Source organism: Rhodoluna sp. (assembly GCF_044239955.1).
Taxonomy (GTDB): domain Bacteria; phylum Actinomycetota; class Actinomycetes; order Actinomycetales; family Microbacteriaceae; genus Rhodoluna.
Window position 1 is genome coordinate 24,148 of sequence record NZ_JBIIAL010000010.1, and the last position, 18,019, is coordinate 42,166.

An 18,019-nucleotide genomic window follows, 5' to 3' on the forward strand; every position below is an offset into this window, starting at 1 on the left:
TTGTTCAAAGCCCTTTGCTTTCTAGCAAAGCGTCCAAGCGAGGCTGTATCAGTTTCCAAATAGAATCTGGATCTTGGCTGGCATCAACGACGTGGAATCTATTTGGTTCTTTCTTGGCTAGTTCTAGATATGTGTTTCTAGCTGCTTCAAAAAAAGTAATCTTCTCGCGCTCTAGTCGATCTGGTTCTGCTCCGGTTTTTCCTCGGCGAATGGAAGCGACAGCGGCATCTAGATCCAGAAGCACGGTTAGATCTGGAAGTAAGTTATCAACTGCCCAAAGCGAAAGGTTGCGCACCTCTGTTAGGTCCAACTCACGTCCGGCCCCTTGATAAGCAACGGATGAGTCCAGGAATCTGTCTGAAATAACAATCTGACCTTTGGCAAGAGCTGGCCTAATGACACTTGCAACATGATGGGCCCTATCGGCCGCATATAAAAGTGCTTCTGAACGAACCGAAACTTCCCCCTTGCGGTGCAATAGAAGATGTCTAATTTCAACGCCCAGTTCGGATCCGCCTGGCTCAAGGGTCCTAGTAACTTCTAATCCCTTGGCAGCAAGGTAGCTTTGCATTAAATCAGCTTGAGTGGACTTACCAACGCCATCGATACCCTCGAAGGATATAAAAACTCCTTTAGTATCGGGCATGCTATTTCTTCTTTCTAGTTCCGGCCTTTACGGTCTTTTTAGGAGCAACGGCCTTTTTGCTGGCTCTGCCAGCTTTTGGGGCTGCCTCGCCAGGTTCTAGTCCTAGCTTCTCACGCCTGATGGCAAGTAATTCAAAAGCCTGGTCACTGGTTAGCTCATCTAGCTTTTCGTCCTTTGGAATGGTGGCATTTATAGCGCCGTCAGTGACGTAGTCACCGAACTGACCAGTCTTGGCAACAACGTTTAGGCCGCTGGCTGGGTCTTCGCCGAATTCTTTCAAAGGAGTCGCGGCAGTTCTGCGGCCACCGTATTTTGGCTGCTTGTAAATCTCGAGGGCTTCTTCAAGGGTCAGGCTAAAGATCTGATCTTCGCTTGTAAGAGAGCGGGAGTCGGTTCCCTTTTTGAGATATGGTCCAAACTTTCCGTTTTGGGAAGTGATTGGGTTCTCAGTTTCTGGATCAATACCGATAGTTCTAGGTAGAGAAAGAAGTGAAACCGCTTCTTCAAAAGAGAAAGTCTCTGGGGACATTGACTTGAATAAGGAGGCTGTCTTTGGCTTCTCGGCATTTGGATCTTCAAGCAGCACATAGGGTCCGTACCTGCCATCTTTGAACAAGATGTCGTAGCCAGTAAGAGGATCTTGACCCATAACACGGTCAGTAATAATCGGTGCATCGATTAGCTCTTGGGCTTTGGCAACGGTGAGTTCATCTGGAGCTAGGCCCTCTGGAATGTTTACAATTCTGCGTCCGTTTTCATCGGCTCCTTCGCTACCAGGCTCGACCATGGTCTCGATGTATGGGCCATACTTTCCAGTTCTAAGCGTGATGTTGTCGGCTAGGTAAATCGAGTTCACAGCCTTTGGATCGCTGTCGCCAACGTTCTGCACTGTATCGTGTAGGCCATCTTCAGAATCAGTTCCGAAGTAGAACTTCTTTAGCCATTCGCTGCGGTTGATTTCTCCGGCTGCGATCTGGTCTAGGTTTTCTTCCATCTGAGCGGTGAAAGCGTAATCAACTAATTTGACGAAGTTTTCTTCCAAGAACCTGGTCACGGTAAATGCAATCCACTCGGGTACCAAAGCCTGGCCGCGCTTTACTACGTAGCCTTTGTTGATGATGGTGGACAAAATAGCAGCGTAAGTGGAAGGTCTTCCGATACCGTCTTCTTCCAACGCCTTAACAAGGCTTGCCTCGGTGTACCTCGCTGGTGGCAAGGTCTGGTGATCCTTGGCGGTTACTTCAACTACCGAAAGGACTTGGCCAACTTCCAAAGATGGCAACTTGGATTCTTTCTCTTCTTCCTGCTCATCATCGCGGGAGACATCTCTACCTTCTTCATAGGCAGCCATGAAGCCCTTGAAGATAACAACGGTTCCAGAAGCACTGAATTCAGCTGTTTTGCCATCTGCCACAGGAGTTACGGAAATCTTCGCGGTAGTTGTGGACACTTTGGCATCGGACATCTGAGATGCCATTGTTCTTTTCCAGATCAATTCGTAAAGATCTTTTGACCTGGTGGACATGGTCATTGGCAAATCGCTTGGGTGCAAGAATGTTTCTCCAGCGGGACGAATTGCCTCGTGAGCTTCTTGAGCGTTTTTGTTTTTGCCCGTGTAAATTCTTGGAGAGTCTGGAACGGAATCTTTTCCAAACATTTCAATGGCTAATGCTCTGGCTGCTTGAATCGCCTGAGTCGAAAGAACTGGTGAGTCAGTACGCATATAAGTAATGTGTCCTTCTTGATACAAACTCTGCGCGGTGTCCATGGTCTGCTTGGCAGACATACGTAGCTTTCTAGAAGCTTCCTGCTGCAAGGTGGAGGTAGTAAATGGTGCAGCAGGCTTTCTAGTTGAAGGCTTGGACTCGACCGACTCAACTTTTACCTTGACATCTTTTGATCTCATCGCTTCGGCTAGAGCTTCAGAAGCTGCCTGATCCAAAAGTAAGACTCCGTCTTTCATCTCACCTTTGTCGTTGAAGGAATCTCCAGAAGCAATCTTCTTGCCATCAATCAAGGTGAGCTTGGCTTCAAAGTCCTGCTCTTTGTTCTTGTCGGTAGTAAATAGTGCCTTTACATCGTGATAGCTACCAGAAACAAATGCCATGCGTTCGCGTTCGCGCTCAACTACCAATCTCATTGCGGGAGATTGCACACGACCAGCACTTAGACCTCGGTTGATCTTGCGCCACAAAACCGGAGAAACTTCGTAGCCGTATAAACGGTCAACAACCCTTCGGGTTTCTTGAGCTTGGACCAGGTTTTGGTCAACTTCTCTGGTGTTCAAAAGTGCGTCTTGAATGGCCTGCTTGGTGATTTCGTGAAAGACCATTCGGCTCACTGGAACCTTGGGCTTAAGAACCTGCAATAGGTGCCAGGCGATGGCCTCTCCCTCGCGGTCCTCATCGGTTGCTAGAAACAGCTCATCCGCCTCGGCCAAAGCCTTCTTGAGCTCGGCTACAGTTTTGCTCTTTCCAGCGGAGATTGCGTAATAGGGCTCAAAGTCGTTTTCGATGTCAATTGAGAATTTGGCTAAAGAACCCTTTTTCTTCTTTTCTTCTGGAGGTAAGTTCTTTGGGTCAATAAGGTCCCGGATGTGGCCAATCGAAGCCATGACTGTGTAGTCATCGCCTAGGTACTTGGCAATCGTCTTCGCCTTGGCAGGCGACTCAACGATCACTAGCTTGTTGCCTTTTAGCATCAATCTCCTAAATCATTCCCCTGGTCCCGCCCTGGCTCGTGCTTTATGCACAATCCCCAACGTTTCCGAGTTGGTTTCGATAAAGACCTCGAAACCGACAATACGACATCGTTCCAGAACTAGCTGGCTATTGCTAGCAATATCTTTAGCCACAATACACGGATTACCTGTGGATACACCTCTAAGTGCATCAGCTGCAGCCAGCGCAATCGAATTTGTTGTGGCCTGCAGCCTAGTAAATCCCAGTAATTGCGCGCTAACTAGCGATGAAGCAGCAAACAAAGAAAAAAATACAATCAGTATCGAAATTGCGAGAATAGTTCCCGCTCCGTGATCATTTTTCACTGCCCCGCGGCTCTTGCGCACTGTTTCTCTACTAATTCCAAAAAACCGATTTCAAAGCCAGCAATCGGTGCTGCAACACTTAATTTCACACAAATCGAGTCTTCGAGTTCTTCTAACTCAAATTGAACTTGCTCACCAGCTGTTGCAACTAGTTGATCTATTAGCTCAGCTGGCTCTCCTCTAGCCACCGCACTTGCAACCATTGCCGCAACATTTATCAATTGAAGCTTGGTAGATTGCAAACTCATCGCTGCTATCGCGATGATCATAATTAGAATGACTGCCGGAAGCGTTAGGACAAGTTCCGCCGTCACGCTTCCCCGAGAGGAACTAGCTCGCACCAAAAGTAAGGGCTGATCGGACCAGGTCAAAAAGGATGGTTTTTACCTCATCGCTTCTCATGATTACTACCAGTAGTCCCGCAAAGCCCACCGCTGCCATGGTGGCAATGGCATATTCGGCGGTGGCGGCACCCTCTTCTGATTTCCAGTTCATTTCTCTCCTTTTTATATGGCGCTAAAAAGCCCTATCCCAACTGGGACCACGGCTAAAAATATAAAGGCTGGCAGGGCGGCTAAACCAAGTGGGATAAGAAGTGAAACCGAAAGCTTGGCAAGGCTTGATCGCTGGTTGCTCCAAAGCCTATGGCGCAGAGTATCTGCTCGTGCCAGCAGTAATCCATTCAGTGCAATTCCCGATTTCTCGGAAACTTTCACGGCGTCCCAAAAAATAGTTAGCTGATCTGCTGGCGCATCCTCTGAAAACTGCTGCATAGATTTGGTCCGGGCGAGTGCGGCTGCTGTTCTTGGGCTAAGCCCTGCGGATAGTCCAATTACCACCGCATCCAAGAAAGCCCCAGGGTCAGCTTCGCGAGGTTTTGCCTTCTCGAGCATTCGCAGCGAACTAATTCTGGCAACAATTAGAAGTATCAGTCCTAGGCCAATCGATATCACTCCTAGCGCTGACCCTAAGGAAGCACCAAGTGCTGAAAGGCCAAGTAGTTCTGAAAAGATCACTGCGACAACTGGAAGCAGCAAGATTAGATTGGCGGTTGCCTTGGGAGAGGCAAATGTAATGCCCAATTCCGCAAACTGTCTTTGCTGAGCCCTGAAAACTTCTGTGAGTCGATCAAGGGCTAGTCCTAAGTGACCACCCGACTCGGTGGCGACTTCCCAAATGAAATGAAATTGCTTTAATTGAAACTCAGTTAGTTCTTTTGTTTGCAATTGCTTCTTGGCTACCTTTGCGCTCGTTCCAGAACGAAGCAGAGCGGTTATTTCCATCACAGCTAACTCCGCGCTCATGCCAGTGCAAGCTTTTGTCGTGGTTGGTGATCTTTCACAACTAGCTCACCAGCTTCGATGGCAAACTTGCCAATCCCTGAAACTCTTCTAGTGCCAGCTTTTGCTTCTAGAGAAATCACCCAATCAAAAGCTGCGGCAACCATTTTGAAAAAAGCTATATCGGAGATTGCTAGATCTGCCTTGATGGTGGAAAGTCTCTCTGGAACTTGAAAAAAGTTATTGGCATGGAGTGTAGTTGCTCCGCGATGGCCGGTATTAAGTGCCTGGAGCATTGCCATTAGCTCTAAGCCCCTAACCTCACCAACAACTAATCGGTCGGGCCTCATCCGAAGCGCTTCACGCACTAACTGCTCCAAGGTGATCTTGCCCTGGCCTTCTACATTGATGGCTCTTGATTGCAGGCAGATAATCTTTTCGTCAGCTAACTCGGTGACATCTTCTACCGCAATGACTCTTTCACTATTGGCACTAAGCATCGCTCGAAGCAGAGTGGTTTTTCCACAACCGGTCGGGCCTGAAATTAGAAAGCTCTCGCCAGAGTCCGCAATCTCTCGAATAATTGTTTGTTGGATTGGGGATGCAGAAAGCGAGCAAAACAATTCCTGGAGTGAGAATTTGTTGGCCTGGTGCAGCCTTATAGAAATCAAAGTCTGCTCACTGCAGCCAGATTTTAGAACTGCATGAACTCTTAGCCCACCGGGTAAACCAACATCGGCAAATGGATTTGCAAGATCTAGCCTTCTGCCGCCTAATTCAATTAGCTCTCGTGCAAGTGCAGACAACTCTGATTCAGAGGATTCAAAATTTGTTAGCTTCTCTAACCCTCTTCCGTAGTCAATTAGGCACTGAGACTCGCTTAGCAAGATGTCAGTGACTTGCTCGTTATCGATGAGTTCAAGTAGCCAAGTAGGTAGTTGAGTTTCCACCCACTAACAATCAGCCAAGCCAGCACTGCTGTGTGGGGTTGAAGGGAAAATGTGGATAAATAAGGGGGCGGCAGGTTTTGGGGAAAACCTGCCGCCTGGTGATAGCGATTGGGGGAATCTAACTATCACAAGTCAGTAATAAATTACCGACGCTTTATTCTAGGCAGGGATTAGTCCATAAAAGCTCATTTGTGCCATTATTACCAGTGAGCTAGAAGGAGTTGGCAATGGCGCCTAACCAGTCAGACATCGAGAATCTTCTGCACGAATCTAGAAGCTTTCCCCCTACCCAGGAGTTTGCTTCCCAAGCAGTCGCCAAAAAAGAGCTCTATGACCAAGCCTCCAAAGACCGCTTGGGCTTCTGGGCAGACAAAGCTCGCGAGCTTCACTGGCACAAGCCCTTCACTAAAACCCTGGACTTCACAAACCCACCCTTTGCCAAGTGGTTCGAGGACGGCGAGCTAAACGTTTGTTACAACGCCCTCGATCGCCACGTTCTTGCCGGCAAGGGTGACAAAGTTGCCCTTTACTTTGAAGGTGAATCCGGAGACAGCTCTCAAATCACCTACTCCCAGCTGCTAACCGAGGTCAAAAAGGCAGCCAATGCTTTTGCTTCTTTGGGAGTCTCTAAGGGAGATCGAGTGGCCATTTATATGCCGCTGGTCCCAGAGGCGGTAATTGCGATGCTGGCAACCGTTCGCCTAGGAGCTATTCATTCGGTTATCTTTGGTGGCTTTTCAGCCGAGTCACTTCGCAGTCGAATCAATGACGCCGAGGCCAAGCTTGTTGTGACAGCCGATGGTGGAAATAGAAAAGGTAAAGTGCTACCTCTAAAGCCTGCGGTGGATGAGGCGATTGCAGCTGGTGCTTGCCCGAGTGTTGAGCACGTTCTAGTTCTAAGACGCGGTGGCAACGAAGTTGCCTGGAATGCCAAAACAGATCTGTGGTGGGAAGATGTTGTCGGTGGTGCTTCTGATCAGCATGAAGCTCAAGGCTTTGAAGCGGAGAACCCGCTGTTTATTTTGTACACATCCGGTACAACGGGAAAGCCAAAGGGGATCTTGCATACCTCGGGTGGTTACCTAACTCAGGCGGCTTTCACCCACAAAGCACTCTTTGATGTTCATCCAGAAACTGACGTTTACTGGTGCACCGCGGATGTTGGCTGGATCACTGGACACTCTTATGTGGTTTATGGGCCACTAACCAATGGTGTCAGCCAGGTCATATATGAAGGTACCCCAGACACTCCAGACTGGGGCCGCTGGTGGCAAATCATTGAAAAGTACAAAGTCAGCATCTTCTACACGGCTCCAACCGCTATCCGCACCTTCATGAAGCACGGTCGCGAGATTCCAGACAAGTACGACCTAAGCTCGCTTCGAGTTCTAGGCTCTGTTGGCGAACCAATCAACCCAGAAGCGTGGATGTGGTACCGAGAGGCAATCGGAAGAAACAACTGCCCGATTGTCGATACCTGGTGGCAGACCGAAACCGGAGCCATCATGATCTCAGCGCTGCCAGGAGTAACAGCCACCAAACCAGGCTCTGCCCAAGTGCCAGTTCCTGGAATCAGCTATCAGGTAGTTAACGAAGCAGGAGAAAAGATAACCTCCGGTGGAGGCTACCTGACCTTGACCGAACCGTGGCCTTCGATGCTTCGCGGCATTTGGAAAGACCCTGCAAGGTTTATCGAAACTTACTGGTCTCAATACCCTGGCAAGTACTTCGCCGGCGATGGAGCCATGCTCGATGGCGATGGTGACATTTGGATTCTTGGTCGAGTGGACGATGTCATGAACGTTTCAGGACATCGGCTTTCTACCTCTGAAATCGAATCTGCACTTGTGTCACATCCCTTTGTTGCAGAGGCAGCAGTAGTTGGTGCAACTGATGAAACAACCGGCCAGGCGGTTGTTGCCTTTGTTATCTTGCGAGCTGATCAAGTTGCCATTGCAGGAACCGAATCAGAAGTTGCAGCAGTGCTCAGGGAGCATGTCTCAAAAATGATTGGACCGATCGCGAAGCCAAGACAGATCATGGTGGTTGCCGAGCTTCCGAAAACTAGATCTGGAAAGATTATGCGAAGACTACTTAGAGACGTGGCTGAAGGAAGACCTGTCGGAGATGTTACGACTCTGGCTGATACTTCCGTGATGAGTGTCATCGACGGCAAATTTCACAGCTAAACCTCGACGATAAGTTCTATTTCCACTGGAGCGTCCAAGGGCAGCACCGCCACCCCAACTGCGCTTCTGGCGTGGATTCCTTTATCCCCGAATACATCGCCCAGTAATTCGCTGGCACCATTTACTACTCCTGGCTGACCAGAGAACTCGGGAGTAGAGGATACGAAGCCCACTACTTTAACTACTCGCTTGATCTTGTCGAGATCGCCAATTACGGTCTTTACTGCCGCGAGCGCGTTTAGAACACACACGGTAGCTAGTTCCTTGGCTCGCTCTGGCGAGACGGATCCGCCAACCTTGCCGGTTTCGGCCAAGCTGCCATCGATCATGGGAAGCTGGCCAGAGGTAAAGACCAGGTTTCCGGATTGAACGGCAGGAATATAGGCCGCTAGCGGCTTGGATGTTTCTGGAAGAACAAAGCCCAAATCGATGATTCTCTTCTCTATTTGGGACATTTAGCTCACCGGGCGCTTGAAGTATGCAACTAGGCCACCTTCAGGGCCGGTGACTATTTGGACCAATTCCCAGCCCTCGGAGCCCCAATTATTGAGGATTTGAGTGGTGTTATGGATGATTAGGGGGGTTGTTATGTACTCCCACTTTTGCATGGTCAGCCTGCTCTCAGCATTTGATAGTAACCTTAAGTCTATTCTCATGAAAGGTATGGCTTTCCCCATGCGCAAATTAATCGGAAGACTTTTTGGCCTGAGCGCTATTGCCGGCCTACTGACTTTCGCACTTATTACTCCCCTTGCCGCAGTGGCTGGCTATGCCGCCTCGGCCGGAGTGGTCGCATTTGAAGGTTTACCTGAATACATCAAGCCAGTAAACGCCTCCCAGACCTCCACTTTGTATGGAAACTTGGATGGCGAGCCTGTAGCGCTAGCCAGTTTCTACCATGAAAACCGGGTCTCGATCGATTATGAAGACATGAGCCCAAACATGATCAACGCCGTCATTGCTACCGAGGACCCCAGGTTCTTCCAGCACGGTGGAGTTGACATTATCGCGCTCGTTAGGGCCACCCTGGGTGTTGCAACAACTGGACTATCTGGCCCTGGTGGATCAACCATCACAATGCAGTACGTGAAGAACACTTTGATTGAGGCAGCAAACTTAGCCGGCGACGAAGCTGCAATTGAAGCCGCTACCGTCACCACAATCGACCGCAAGATTCGTGAGATCCGCCTGGCAATCGCTCTGGAGTCAGTGACTTCTAAGAAAGACATTCTTGCTGGTTACCTGAACTTGTCATTCTTTGGAAACCGCATCAACGGTATTGAGTCGGCTTCCAATTACTACTTCGGAGTCAGTGCCAAGGACCTAACGGTCCCGCAAGCTGCCTTGCTAACTGCCATGCTCAGAGCACCTAACGCCTACCGTCCAGATAATCCCGACAACCTCGAGGCGGGTAAAACTCGAAGAGACTACGTAATCAATAACATGCGTGACGAGGGTTACATAACTGCAGCCGAGGCAGAAACCTATAAAGCAGAGCCAATCACTCCAAACATCACTCCAACTAACACCGGTTGTGAGGCAAACCAGCAAACCGCTTACTTCTGTGACTACGTGGTTTGGGTGGTTAGAAACAACGATGAGTTTGGACCCACCCTTGAAGACCGCGAGGTCACTCTGCGTCGTGGAGGCCTTGAGATTTACTCAACCATGGACATCGCTTTACAGAACACAACCGACGACGCGGTCAAGGCAGAGTTGCCAATTGATAACCGCTGGAATCTTGGAACAGCCTCAGTCTCAGTTGAGGTTGGAACAGGAAGAGTTTTGGCGATGAGCCAAAACCGAATCTTTGACCAGCAGGTGGACGAAGACCCGACCACCACCAGCGTGAATTATTCCACGGACAAGGCTTTCGGGGGCTCCTCTGGATTCCAGACTGGATCCACTTATAAGGTCTTCGTTTTGGCCGAGTGGCTAACAAAAGGATTCTTACTAGGCGACCAGGTTGATGCTCAACGTCGAATTTGGCAAGCCGAAGACTTCTCCGCGCGCTGTGGTGGAATTGTTGGCGAGTGGGATCCTAAGAACTCTGGAAGCGCTGAGTTCCTGAACGTCAGCGCATTGGGAGCAACCACCCAGTCCATCAACACGGCCTATGCCAGCATGGCTTCTTATTTAGATCTTTGTGACATTAGAGACATGGCTCAAGGATTCGGAGTAAAGCGTGCCGATGGCAATGAGCTCCTGTACGTTCAGGCTTCGATTCTTGGAACCAATGAGCTTTCCCCGCTCACTATGGCAGCCGCTATGGCAGGATTTGCCAACGACGGAATTTACTGTTCACCAGTGGCAATCGATCGCGTAGTGGTTAGATCTACCGGCGTGGAAATGAGGATACCTACCACTGAGTGCAACCGGGCGGTAAGTTCTGAGGTGGCCGCTGCCGCCAATTATGCTTTCCAGGGCGTTATGAACGGTGGTACCGGTGGCCGAGCCAAAACCGATGATGGAGTCCCACTCGCCGGTAAAACAGGAACTACCGACCGTATGGTTCACACTTGGATGACAGGATTCTCCTCTAAGGTTTCAACTGCTACCTGGGTAGGAAATGTTTCCGGGACTCAAAACGTGACAAGCGTTTCGGTTGATGGCACCCCCGGTGGAGTAATCCGACATGAGATCTGGCGGACCATCATGACTCTTGCCAACGAACTTTACCCCGGCGAGGCATTCTCATCACCTCCCGCGATGTATCTTGGTGGCTCCAATATCACCATGCCTGATATCAATGCTCTGCCGCCAGATGTGGCACAGCAAATGCTTAGAGATGTTGGCTTAACTCCCGTGTTATCTGATGTGACTGTCACTTCAGCAAACCCGGTAGGAACAGTCGCTTATGCCAGCTTTCCAGCCGGTGCAGCATTGCCATTTGGAACTGTGGTGACTATTTCAATTAGCCGTGGTGGAACCGTTGTGGTCCCGGATGTTTCAGGTTTGAGTGTCAACGACGCCAAGGCCAGGCTTTTGGCTGCAGGGTTCTCGGCGGTAACTGAACCACAGCCAAGCCAGTCACAATTCTTCGTAACTTCGTCAACGATTCCTGCCGGTAACGTCGTTGGAACTAACCCGGCCGCAGGTTCGTCAGCAGAGGTTCTTGGGGCCATCCTGCTAATAATTAGCAAAGGCCCTTAAGCTGGCCGGTACCTGGATAGCGCTTGCCGTTATTGCAATTGGAATTTGGTCAATAGCTATCGAGCGTCAGCTTTTTGTTGTCCGGCAAGAATCCATCAAGGTACTTCCCAAAGGCAGTTTCGCAATTCGGGTTCTTCAAATAGGTGATATCCATCTAGCCCCTTGGCAGAAAAACAAGCAACGCTTTATTAAGGGTTTGGTAAAGAATCAAATTGATCTGGTGGTCAACACCGGAGATAATCTAGGCCACGCCAAGGCGATAGGGCCATTACTTGAGTGTCTCCAGCCACTTTTAGAAAAGCCAGGCGTATTCGTTAATGGTTCTAACGACTACTACGCACCAGTTCCAAAAAACCCAATTAGTTACATCTTCAAAGCCTCAAAGGAACCCAAGTCGGCAAGGCTGGAAACCACCAAGATGACCAATGCTTTTGAGCAAGCCGGCTGGCATAACCTAAACAACAAAGCAGTAAACATCGAAGTTTTGGGAAACCCTATCCGTTTCATTGGGGTTGATGATCACCACATCGGTAAGAGCAACTTATCTGAACTTGCCGCAAGCCAATCTTTCACCATGGGCCTTACTCACGCTCCATACCTTGAAGTTCTTCGGGGGCTGACTCTTAGAGGAGCGGAGCTTATTTTTGCGGGTCACACTCACGGCGGTCAAGTGAGAGTTCCAATTATTGGAGCACTGACAACTAACAGCGATTTGCCAAATAAATTTGCCAGGGGGACATCTGGTTGGAGCTTTGAAGGCAAGAATTCAATTCTTAGTGTGGTGGCAGGACTTGGTAACTCTATTTTTGCGCCAGTGAGATTTTTTTGCAGGCCAGAAGTAAGGCTAATTACTCTGCTAGAGATTGACTAGTTAGTTTTTGCCCAGGCGTCTGGCCCAAGCACAATGAACTCGCCGGTGGAATTCTCACAGCGCGCCGTTTCCCCTTGAACAAAGCAGCTAAATCCAAAAGCGGTTATCTGTTCACCATCGGCCAGAGCCGGAGAGGTTGAAGCATCCGAGTATGGGGAATTGGCACAGGTAAACTTAGCCATGGCTTCACCGGCAGCTGGTGACCCGAGAAGCTTGATCTGATTTCCATAGGTGTAGATGCAATCTGCAGGAACTGGCAGTGGTTCGTAGCGAACGTCGGTTTCCTTGTGTTCACAGATTGCGATGTCGTCATACTCGCTAAGTGTGCACCAGGTGGGTCCAGTCCCAACTCTAAAAATTATGTCTCCGTAGTCAACAAGGAACAGGTCTGGATCTACCTTGACCACATCAGCTGGAGCTTCTTGAGGAATAAGTGCCGGGTCAATAATTGGAAGGGACTGTTCCCCATCGGAATTTGCTGGAGTGGTTCCTGCGCTGCAACCGGCAAGGCTTAGAGAGAGCACCAGTAACGCAATTGAAATTGCTTTGTGTCCCATATCTCAAGGATAGCTACTGGGCTTGAAACCACTTGCTAAATCCACGCCGTGACTTATCAGAATCAAGTTAAGTGCTGAGACTTAAAATTCCTTGGCGACCAGCTCGGCAATCTCGTAAGTATTCAAGGCGGCGCCTTTTCTGAGGTTGTCCCCCACCACAAACATGTCGATTGAGTTTTCAAAGTCCAAAGCTTGCCTTACCCTTCCAACAAAGGTTGGATCCTGGCCGGCTACGTGGTTCGGGGTCGGATAGATACCCTTTTCAGGGTCGTCCATAAGCACAACAGTAGGGGATGCCTCAAGCTCCGCCTGCACTTCGGCCACAGTAAGCGGCCTGGCAAAAGTAGCATGGACGGCTAGCGAGTGAGATACCTGAACCGGAACTCTAACGCAGCTGGCTGCTACCTTTAGGTCTTTAATTCCTAGAATTTTTCTGGACTCGTCTCGAACTTTCATCTCTTCAGAAGAGTGTCCCCCGGCCTTTAGAGAGCCAGCCATGGGAATAACATTTAGCGCAATCGGGACTGACCAAAGCGAATCGGCCTGGTTTAGACCAGCCGATTGCAAAAGCTTTCCAACGTCTCCGCTTCTGGTTCCAGCAAGCGGATCGTTGGCAACGGCAGCTAATTCTTTCTGTAGTTGATCTACCCCTGCAGCACCCGCACCAGAAACTGCCTGGTAACTTGCAACAACAAGTTCGGTTAGCTGCCACTTGGCATGCAGTGCCCCAAGAGCAGCCATCATGGTCAAGGTTGTGCAGTTGGGATTAGAGATTATTCCAATTGGCCGGTTCTTGGTTTGCTCCGGATTTACCTCTGGAACAACAAGTGGAACTTGATCGTTCATTCTAAATGCCGCCGAGTTATCAACTACAACCGCACCATGCTGAACTGCAACAGGTGCCCAAATTTCTGCAATCTCATCTGGGACATCAAACATTGCAATGTCGATACCATCAAACGCTTCTGGGGATAACTCAACGACCGTAAGGTCTTGGCCGTGAACCTTTATATTTTTCCCAGCAGATTTTTTCGAGGCAATAAGACGAATCTCGCCCCAGATGTTTTCGCGCTCATTGATGATTGAGACCATAACGGTGCCTACGGCACCGGTGGCTCCAACCAGAGCTAGGTTCGGTTTCTTGGACAAGTTACCTTCCAGTTCCGGCGTGAACAATAGCTTCACTATCGCCATCAAGGCCGAAGGCGCTGTGAACAACCTTGGCTGCTTCAAGGACTTGATCGCTACGGGTAACTACCGAGATGCGAATCTCAGAAGTGGAAATCATTTCGATGTTGATGCTGGCTTTGGCCAAAGCACCAAACAGCGTTGCAGAAACACCGGAATGAGTTTTCATTCCTGAGCCAACAACTGAAAGTTTTCCAATGGTCTCGTCAAACTGTAATGAGGCAAAGCCCATGTTGGCTTTTTCAGCTTCAAGGGCATCGAGAGCCTTTTTCAGATCCTCAGCCAAAAGGGTAAACGAAATATCGCTGAGCTTGGTATTGGAAACAGCCACATTTTGAACGATCATATCGATGTTGATGCCAGCTTTGGCAACCACGGTGAATAGCTCGGCAGCCTTGCCGGGAACGTCTGGAATACCCACAACAGTGATCTTGGCCTGGCTCTGATCGACCGCAACGCCTGCGACTATTGACTCTTCCATGGTTTCTCCGCTCGAATAAATGGTAGTACCGGGGTTATCAGAAAAAGTAGAGCGAACCCGAAGATTCACTTTATGGCGCCTGGCGAATTCCACGGCTCGGATATACAAAATCTTGGCTCCTGCTGCGGCCAGCTCAAGCATCGACTCAATATCAATTGCGTCGATCTTTTTGGCTCTTGGAACAGACCTTGGATCGGCGGTGTAAACGCCGTCAACGTCGCTGTAGATCTCGCAAACATCAGCGTTTAGACCAGCAGCTAGAGCAACCGCCGTAGTGTCAGAGCCACCGCGACCAAGAGTTGTTATATCCCCGCTGGTGGGATCAAAACCTTGGAATCCAGCAACGATGGCAATTTCGCCCTCATCGATAGCGGCTTGAACCCGATCCGGAGTTACCTCGGCAATTCGTGCGTTTCCATAAGTTGAGTCGGTAATGATTCCAGCCTGTAGGCCAGAAAAAGATCTTGATTTCTCACCCATGGAATTGATGGCCATAGATAAAAGTGCAACGGAGATACGCTCACCTGCGGTGAGCAGCATGTCTAGTTCTCGAGGGGTGTCCTCTGGGTTGTCCGTGACGTTCTTGGCAAGTTCCAGCAAATCATCGGTTGTGTCACCCATCGCTGAGACAACAACTACTACCTGGTTACCGGCACGGTGAGTTTCAATAACTCTTTTGGCTACTAGTTTGATTTTTTCAGCATCGCCCACGGATGATCCGCCGAACTTCTGAATAATCAGTGCCAACGGATGCTCCTGGGTTTTTTTGGGGAGATTACCTCGATCAGTGAGGTAAGAATTCAAGTCTAGCTGACTGTCCTTCTGCCCTCAAAGGCTCGACCAAGAGTAATCTCGTCGGCGTATTCCAAATCTCCGCCAACTGGAAGCCCAGAAGCTAGCCGAGAAAGAGTTATCCCCATTGGAGAAAGCATTCTGGTGAGATACGTGGCCGTTGCCTCACCTTCCAAGTTTGGGTCGGTAGCAATGATTACCTCTTTAATCTCAGGATCAGCAAGTCTTGCTACTAGCTCCTTGATGCGAAGGTTATCTGGGCCGATACCTTCTATTGGGCTGATGGCACCGCCAAGCACGTGATACAAACCCTTGAACTCCCTGGTTCGCTCAATGGCCTGAACGTCCTTGGACTCTTCAACAACGCAGATGCTGGCTTTGGATCTTCTCGGATCCCGGCATATGTTGCACAGCTCCTGCTCAGCAACGTTGCCACACTGCTCACAAAAGCGAACTCGCTCACGAACCTCGGTCAAAACCTGAGCTAGCTTCATGGCCTGTTCTTCATCAGCTTGCAATAAATAAAAGGCAATCCGCTGCGCGGATTTTGGCCCGACTCCAGGCAATCTTCCAAGCTCATCAATTAGCTCTTGGATAACACCTTCATACATCTAGCGACCGCCAGCTTTAGGGTCTTGAATTGGCTCAGCACCTAGTACTTCACGAAGCAGAGACTCGCCATAGCGAGTGTCTTCGTTGACCATGGAGTTTCTAGAAGTTGGTGCAGCCTTTGGCTCAGCAACTTCTTCCATTTCTTGCTTTTCCTCAACAACTGGAATGACTGTTGTGGCAGGTTCTGCCTGCTCAGTTACCGATGCAACTTCGGCACCCTCTTCGATGTGTGGTCGAAACTTCACTTGAATTCCAAGAACTGCAAATATTGCTTTTCGAAGTGCATCCGTTGAGCGACTATCTGCCTTAAATGAATCGAGATCTTTTTGGCTCAAGAACTTCAGCGTCAGAACATCATCGGTTAGATCCATAACCGTAAGCGTGAATGCAACCATCCAGGCAGCTCTAGATTCTTTTTTGACCTGACCGATAATTTCTGGCCAAGCATTCATCAAAGCTTGCTTGGTAACTGCAGGAACTGAACCCGCTACAGGTTTCGCTACAGGAGTTGCAACTGCAGCATTTGCTGGCTGAGTGGTTTCTGCTCTTGGAGCAGCAGGTGCAGTTTTTGTTGAAGCAACGCTTGGCGCTGACGCTGCAACTGGAGCACTGACTTGTTCTGCTGCCGGAGCTACTCCCATACGACGCTCAAGTCTTTCGATTCTTGCAAGGGAACCAACTTCGGTTTTATCGCTTGCTGGAACAAGAACCTTCGCACACATCAACTCAAGCTGAAGTTTGGGGCTTGTTGCACCAGACATTTCGGTAAGCGCGTTAGCAACTGCTCCTGCAGCATGTGTTAGCTCAGCCATACCAAAGCTCATTGCCTGAAGACCCATTTTCTCGAGTTCATCGGCTGCGATTCCTCTTAGAACCGACTTAGCTTCTTCTCCTACTGACAGAACAACAATCAGGTCTCTTAGTTTTTCTAGAAGATCTTCAACGAATCTTCTAGGGTCCTGGCCCGACTGAATGACCTTATCGACGCTTGAGAACACAAGCGACGAGTTCTGAGTTGCAAAAGCGTCGACCACCTCATCAAGCAAGTTGGCGTGGGTGTATCCAAGAAGGGCTGCTGCCCTGTCGTACTCAATCTCAGCAGAGCCAGACTTTAGTTCTGAGCCTGCGATGAGTTGATCCAGTAGAGATAGTGAATCTCTTACTGAGCCGCCGCCAGCTCGAACAACTAGGGTCAGCACCCCTGGTGCTGGCTTTACTTTTTCGGTTGCACAAACTTCTTCTAGGTAGTCCAGCATCTCCGCAGGAGCTACTAACCGGAACGGATAGTGGTGGGTTCTGGAACGGATGGTTCCAATAACCTTCTCGGGTTCGGTGGTAGCAAAAATGAACTTCACGTGGGCTGGTGGTTCTTCCACAATCTTCAAAAGGGCATTGAATCCTTGTGGGGTGACCATATGAGCCTCATCGAGAATGAATATCTTGAATCTATCTCTTGCCGGAGCAAAGATTGCTCGCTCACGAAGATCTCTGGCATCATCAACACCGTTGTGGCTGGCTGCGTCAATTTCTACAACGTCTAGAGATCCTGATCCATCACGTGATAGCTCAATACAACTTGCACACTTGCCACATGGTGTATCGGTTGGACCCTCGGCACAGTTCAAGCAACGAGCAAGAATTCTTGCAGAGGTAGTTTTACCGCAGCCCCTAGGGCCAGAGAATAAGTAAGCGTGATTTACCCGGTCAGTTCTAAGCGCAGTCATCAAAGGAGCAGTAACTTGAACTTGGCCAATAAGTTCGGCAAAGGTTTCTGGCCTATAGCGACGGTAAAGGGCTTGATTCACTTTTCTAACCTAGCTCCTTTGTACGACAGACCAATAAAAAGACCCCCCGCACACCCATCAGAGCCCAGCTACCCTTGCTATCTTTCGATCCTGGGGGAGTTCACCAAGATGACGCCGCACGGGGAGTCAGCCTCAATTCTAACGCGACCCCTGAGACGGCTAAACTGAGAGAACCGAACCAGGAGAATTCGCCTAGTGGCCTATGGCGCACGCTTGGAAAGCGTGTTGGGTGAAAGCCCTCGGGGGTTCGAATCCCCCATTCTCCGCCAGCAAATGCCCACTGTTATAGGTGGGCATTTCTCATTTCAGGGTCCCCGCTATCCTAGGAAAATGATTCACCACATCAGCATCGGAGTCTCCGAAATCAATGCGTCGGGGGCTTTCTATGACGCAATCCTCAAGCCTTTGGGCTACATTCGGGTTTTTGAAGATTTACGTCCAGGTGAGAA

16 protein-coding genes, 1 tRNA gene, 1 other RNA gene and 1 pseudogene are annotated in these 18,019 nt (G+C 49.5%); 4 read left to right on the forward strand and 15 right to left on the reverse strand.

The genetic code is table 11. The annotated features are described in order from the left end of the window. Nucleotides 1-4 precede the first annotated feature (4 nt). Genes tmk through AC9UFE_RS04665 form a run of 7 tightly spaced genes read right to left on the reverse strand, consistent with a single transcriptional unit; the run spans nucleotide 5 to nucleotide 5,922 of the window. Nucleotides 5-646, reverse strand: coding sequence for a dTMP kinase (gene tmk / locus AC9UFE_RS04635; protein WP_509546136.1), 642 nt, complete (start codon nucleotides 644-646; stop codon nucleotides 5-7). Nucleotide 647: 1 nt separating this feature from the next. After that, entirely contained in the window at nucleotides 648-3,347 is a 2,700-nt protein-coding gene (gene topA, locus AC9UFE_RS04640) for a type I DNA topoisomerase (protein ID WP_509546139.1), read from the reverse strand. A gap of 12 nt (nucleotides 3,348-3,359) precedes the next feature. After that, nucleotides 3,360-3,713, reverse strand: a complete 354-nt coding sequence (locus AC9UFE_RS04645) for an Rv3654c family TadE-like protein (RefSeq protein WP_509546142.1) — start codon at nucleotides 3,711-3,713, stop codon at nucleotides 3,360-3,362. Further along, on the reverse strand, nucleotides 3,689-4,006 hold the full coding sequence (locus AC9UFE_RS04650) for a hypothetical protein (RefSeq protein WP_509546145.1): 318 nt from the start codon (nucleotides 4,004-4,006) through the stop codon (nucleotides 3,689-3,691). Before AC9UFE_RS04650 ends, AC9UFE_RS04645 begins: the two co-directional genes overlap by 25 nt. A gap of 16 nt (nucleotides 4,007-4,022) precedes the next feature. Next, nucleotides 4,023-4,187: a DUF4244 domain-containing protein gene (locus AC9UFE_RS04655; RefSeq protein WP_509546148.1), complete on the reverse strand. Its 165-nt coding sequence runs from the start codon at nucleotides 4,185-4,187 to the stop codon at nucleotides 4,023-4,025. 11 nt (nucleotides 4,188-4,198) lie between these two features. Continuing rightward, complete coding sequence (locus AC9UFE_RS04660; protein WP_509546151.1) at nucleotides 4,199-4,996, reverse strand: type II secretion system F family protein; 798 nt, start codon at nucleotides 4,994-4,996, stop codon at nucleotides 4,199-4,201. Next, a complete protein-coding gene (locus tag AC9UFE_RS04665; protein WP_509546154.1) occupies nucleotides 4,993-5,922 on the reverse strand; it encodes an ATPase, T2SS/T4P/T4SS family in 930 nt (309 codons plus the stop codon). The genes AC9UFE_RS04660 and AC9UFE_RS04665 overlap by 4 nt, the downstream gene beginning before the upstream one ends. A 227-nt stretch (nucleotides 5,923-6,149) precedes the next feature. On the opposite strand from AC9UFE_RS04665, the gene acs reads away from it, so the two are divergent. Beyond that, a complete protein-coding gene (acs, locus tag AC9UFE_RS04670) occupies nucleotides 6,150-8,111 on the forward strand; it encodes an acetate--CoA ligase (protein WP_509546156.1) in 1,962 nt (653 codons plus the stop codon). On the opposite strand, the gene AC9UFE_RS04675 is transcribed toward acs, so the two are convergent. Together AC9UFE_RS04675 and sp36 are read right to left on the reverse strand one after the other, a co-directional pair. Further along, on the reverse strand, nucleotides 8,108-8,566 hold the full coding sequence (locus AC9UFE_RS04675) for a RidA family protein (protein ID WP_509546159.1): 459 nt from the start codon (nucleotides 8,564-8,566) through the stop codon (nucleotides 8,108-8,110). The genes acs and AC9UFE_RS04675 overlap by 4 nt on opposite strands. Then, nucleotides 8,567-8,788 carry a Sp36 family protein gene (gene sp36, locus AC9UFE_RS04680; RefSeq protein WP_509546162.1) on the reverse strand — a complete coding sequence of 74 codons (222 nt, stop codon included), beginning with the start codon at nucleotides 8,786-8,788 and terminating at the stop codon, nucleotides 8,567-8,569. On the opposite strand from sp36, the gene AC9UFE_RS04685 reads away from it, so the two are divergent. Further along, nucleotides 8,787-11,264 (forward strand): transglycosylase domain-containing protein, encoded by a 2,478-nt coding sequence (locus AC9UFE_RS04685; RefSeq protein ID WP_509546165.1) that lies wholly within the window; start codon nucleotides 8,787-8,789, stop codon nucleotides 11,262-11,264. The two genes, sp36 and AC9UFE_RS04685, sit on opposite strands and share 2 nt — an antisense overlap. Nucleotides 11,265-11,388: 124 nt before the next feature. Next, nucleotides 11,389-12,135, forward strand: a complete 747-nt coding sequence (locus tag AC9UFE_RS04690) for a metallophosphoesterase (protein ID WP_509546183.1) — start codon at nucleotides 11,389-11,391, stop codon at nucleotides 12,133-12,135. Here the strand turns inward: AC9UFE_RS04690 and AC9UFE_RS04695 are convergent. The 6 genes and pseudogenes from AC9UFE_RS04695 to ffs all read right to left on the reverse strand — a co-directional run bounded on the left by AC9UFE_RS04695 (nucleotide 12,132) and on the right by ffs (nucleotide 17,701). Beyond that, nucleotides 12,132-12,692, reverse strand: coding sequence for a hypothetical protein (locus AC9UFE_RS04695; RefSeq protein WP_509546168.1), 561 nt, complete (start codon nucleotides 12,690-12,692; stop codon nucleotides 12,132-12,134). The two genes, AC9UFE_RS04690 and AC9UFE_RS04695, sit on opposite strands and share 4 nt — an antisense overlap. Nucleotides 12,693-12,773: 81 nt before the next feature. Then, on the reverse strand, nucleotides 12,774-13,841 hold the full coding sequence (locus AC9UFE_RS04700; RefSeq protein WP_509546171.1) for an aspartate-semialdehyde dehydrogenase: 1,068 nt from the start codon (nucleotides 13,839-13,841) through the stop codon (nucleotides 12,774-12,776). A gap of 1 nt (nucleotide 13,842) precedes the next feature. After that, a complete protein-coding gene (locus AC9UFE_RS04705; RefSeq protein ID WP_509546174.1) occupies nucleotides 13,843-15,108 on the reverse strand; it encodes an aspartate kinase in 1,266 nt (421 codons plus the stop codon). Nucleotides 15,109-15,167: 59 nt separating this feature from the next. Then, on the reverse strand, nucleotides 15,168-15,764 hold the full coding sequence (gene recR, locus AC9UFE_RS04710; RefSeq protein ID WP_509546177.1) for a recombination mediator RecR: 597 nt from the start codon (nucleotides 15,762-15,764) through the stop codon (nucleotides 15,168-15,170). Between the two features lie 237 nt (nucleotides 15,765-16,001). Next, nucleotides 16,002-17,570 (reverse strand): annotated as a pseudogene (locus tag AC9UFE_RS04715) (DNA polymerase III subunit gamma and tau); the annotation flags it as partial. A 34-nt stretch (nucleotides 17,571-17,604) separates the two neighbouring features. Continuing rightward, an RNA gene (ffs, locus tag AC9UFE_RS04720) (signal recognition particle sRNA small type) lies at nucleotides 17,605-17,701 on the reverse strand. A 50-nt stretch (nucleotides 17,702-17,751) separates the two neighbouring features. On the opposite strand from ffs, the gene AC9UFE_RS04725 reads away from it, so the two are divergent. Continuing rightward, nucleotides 17,752-17,839, forward strand: a tRNA-Ser gene (locus AC9UFE_RS04725). The last annotated feature ends 180 nt before the right edge of the window (nucleotides 17,840-18,019 follow it).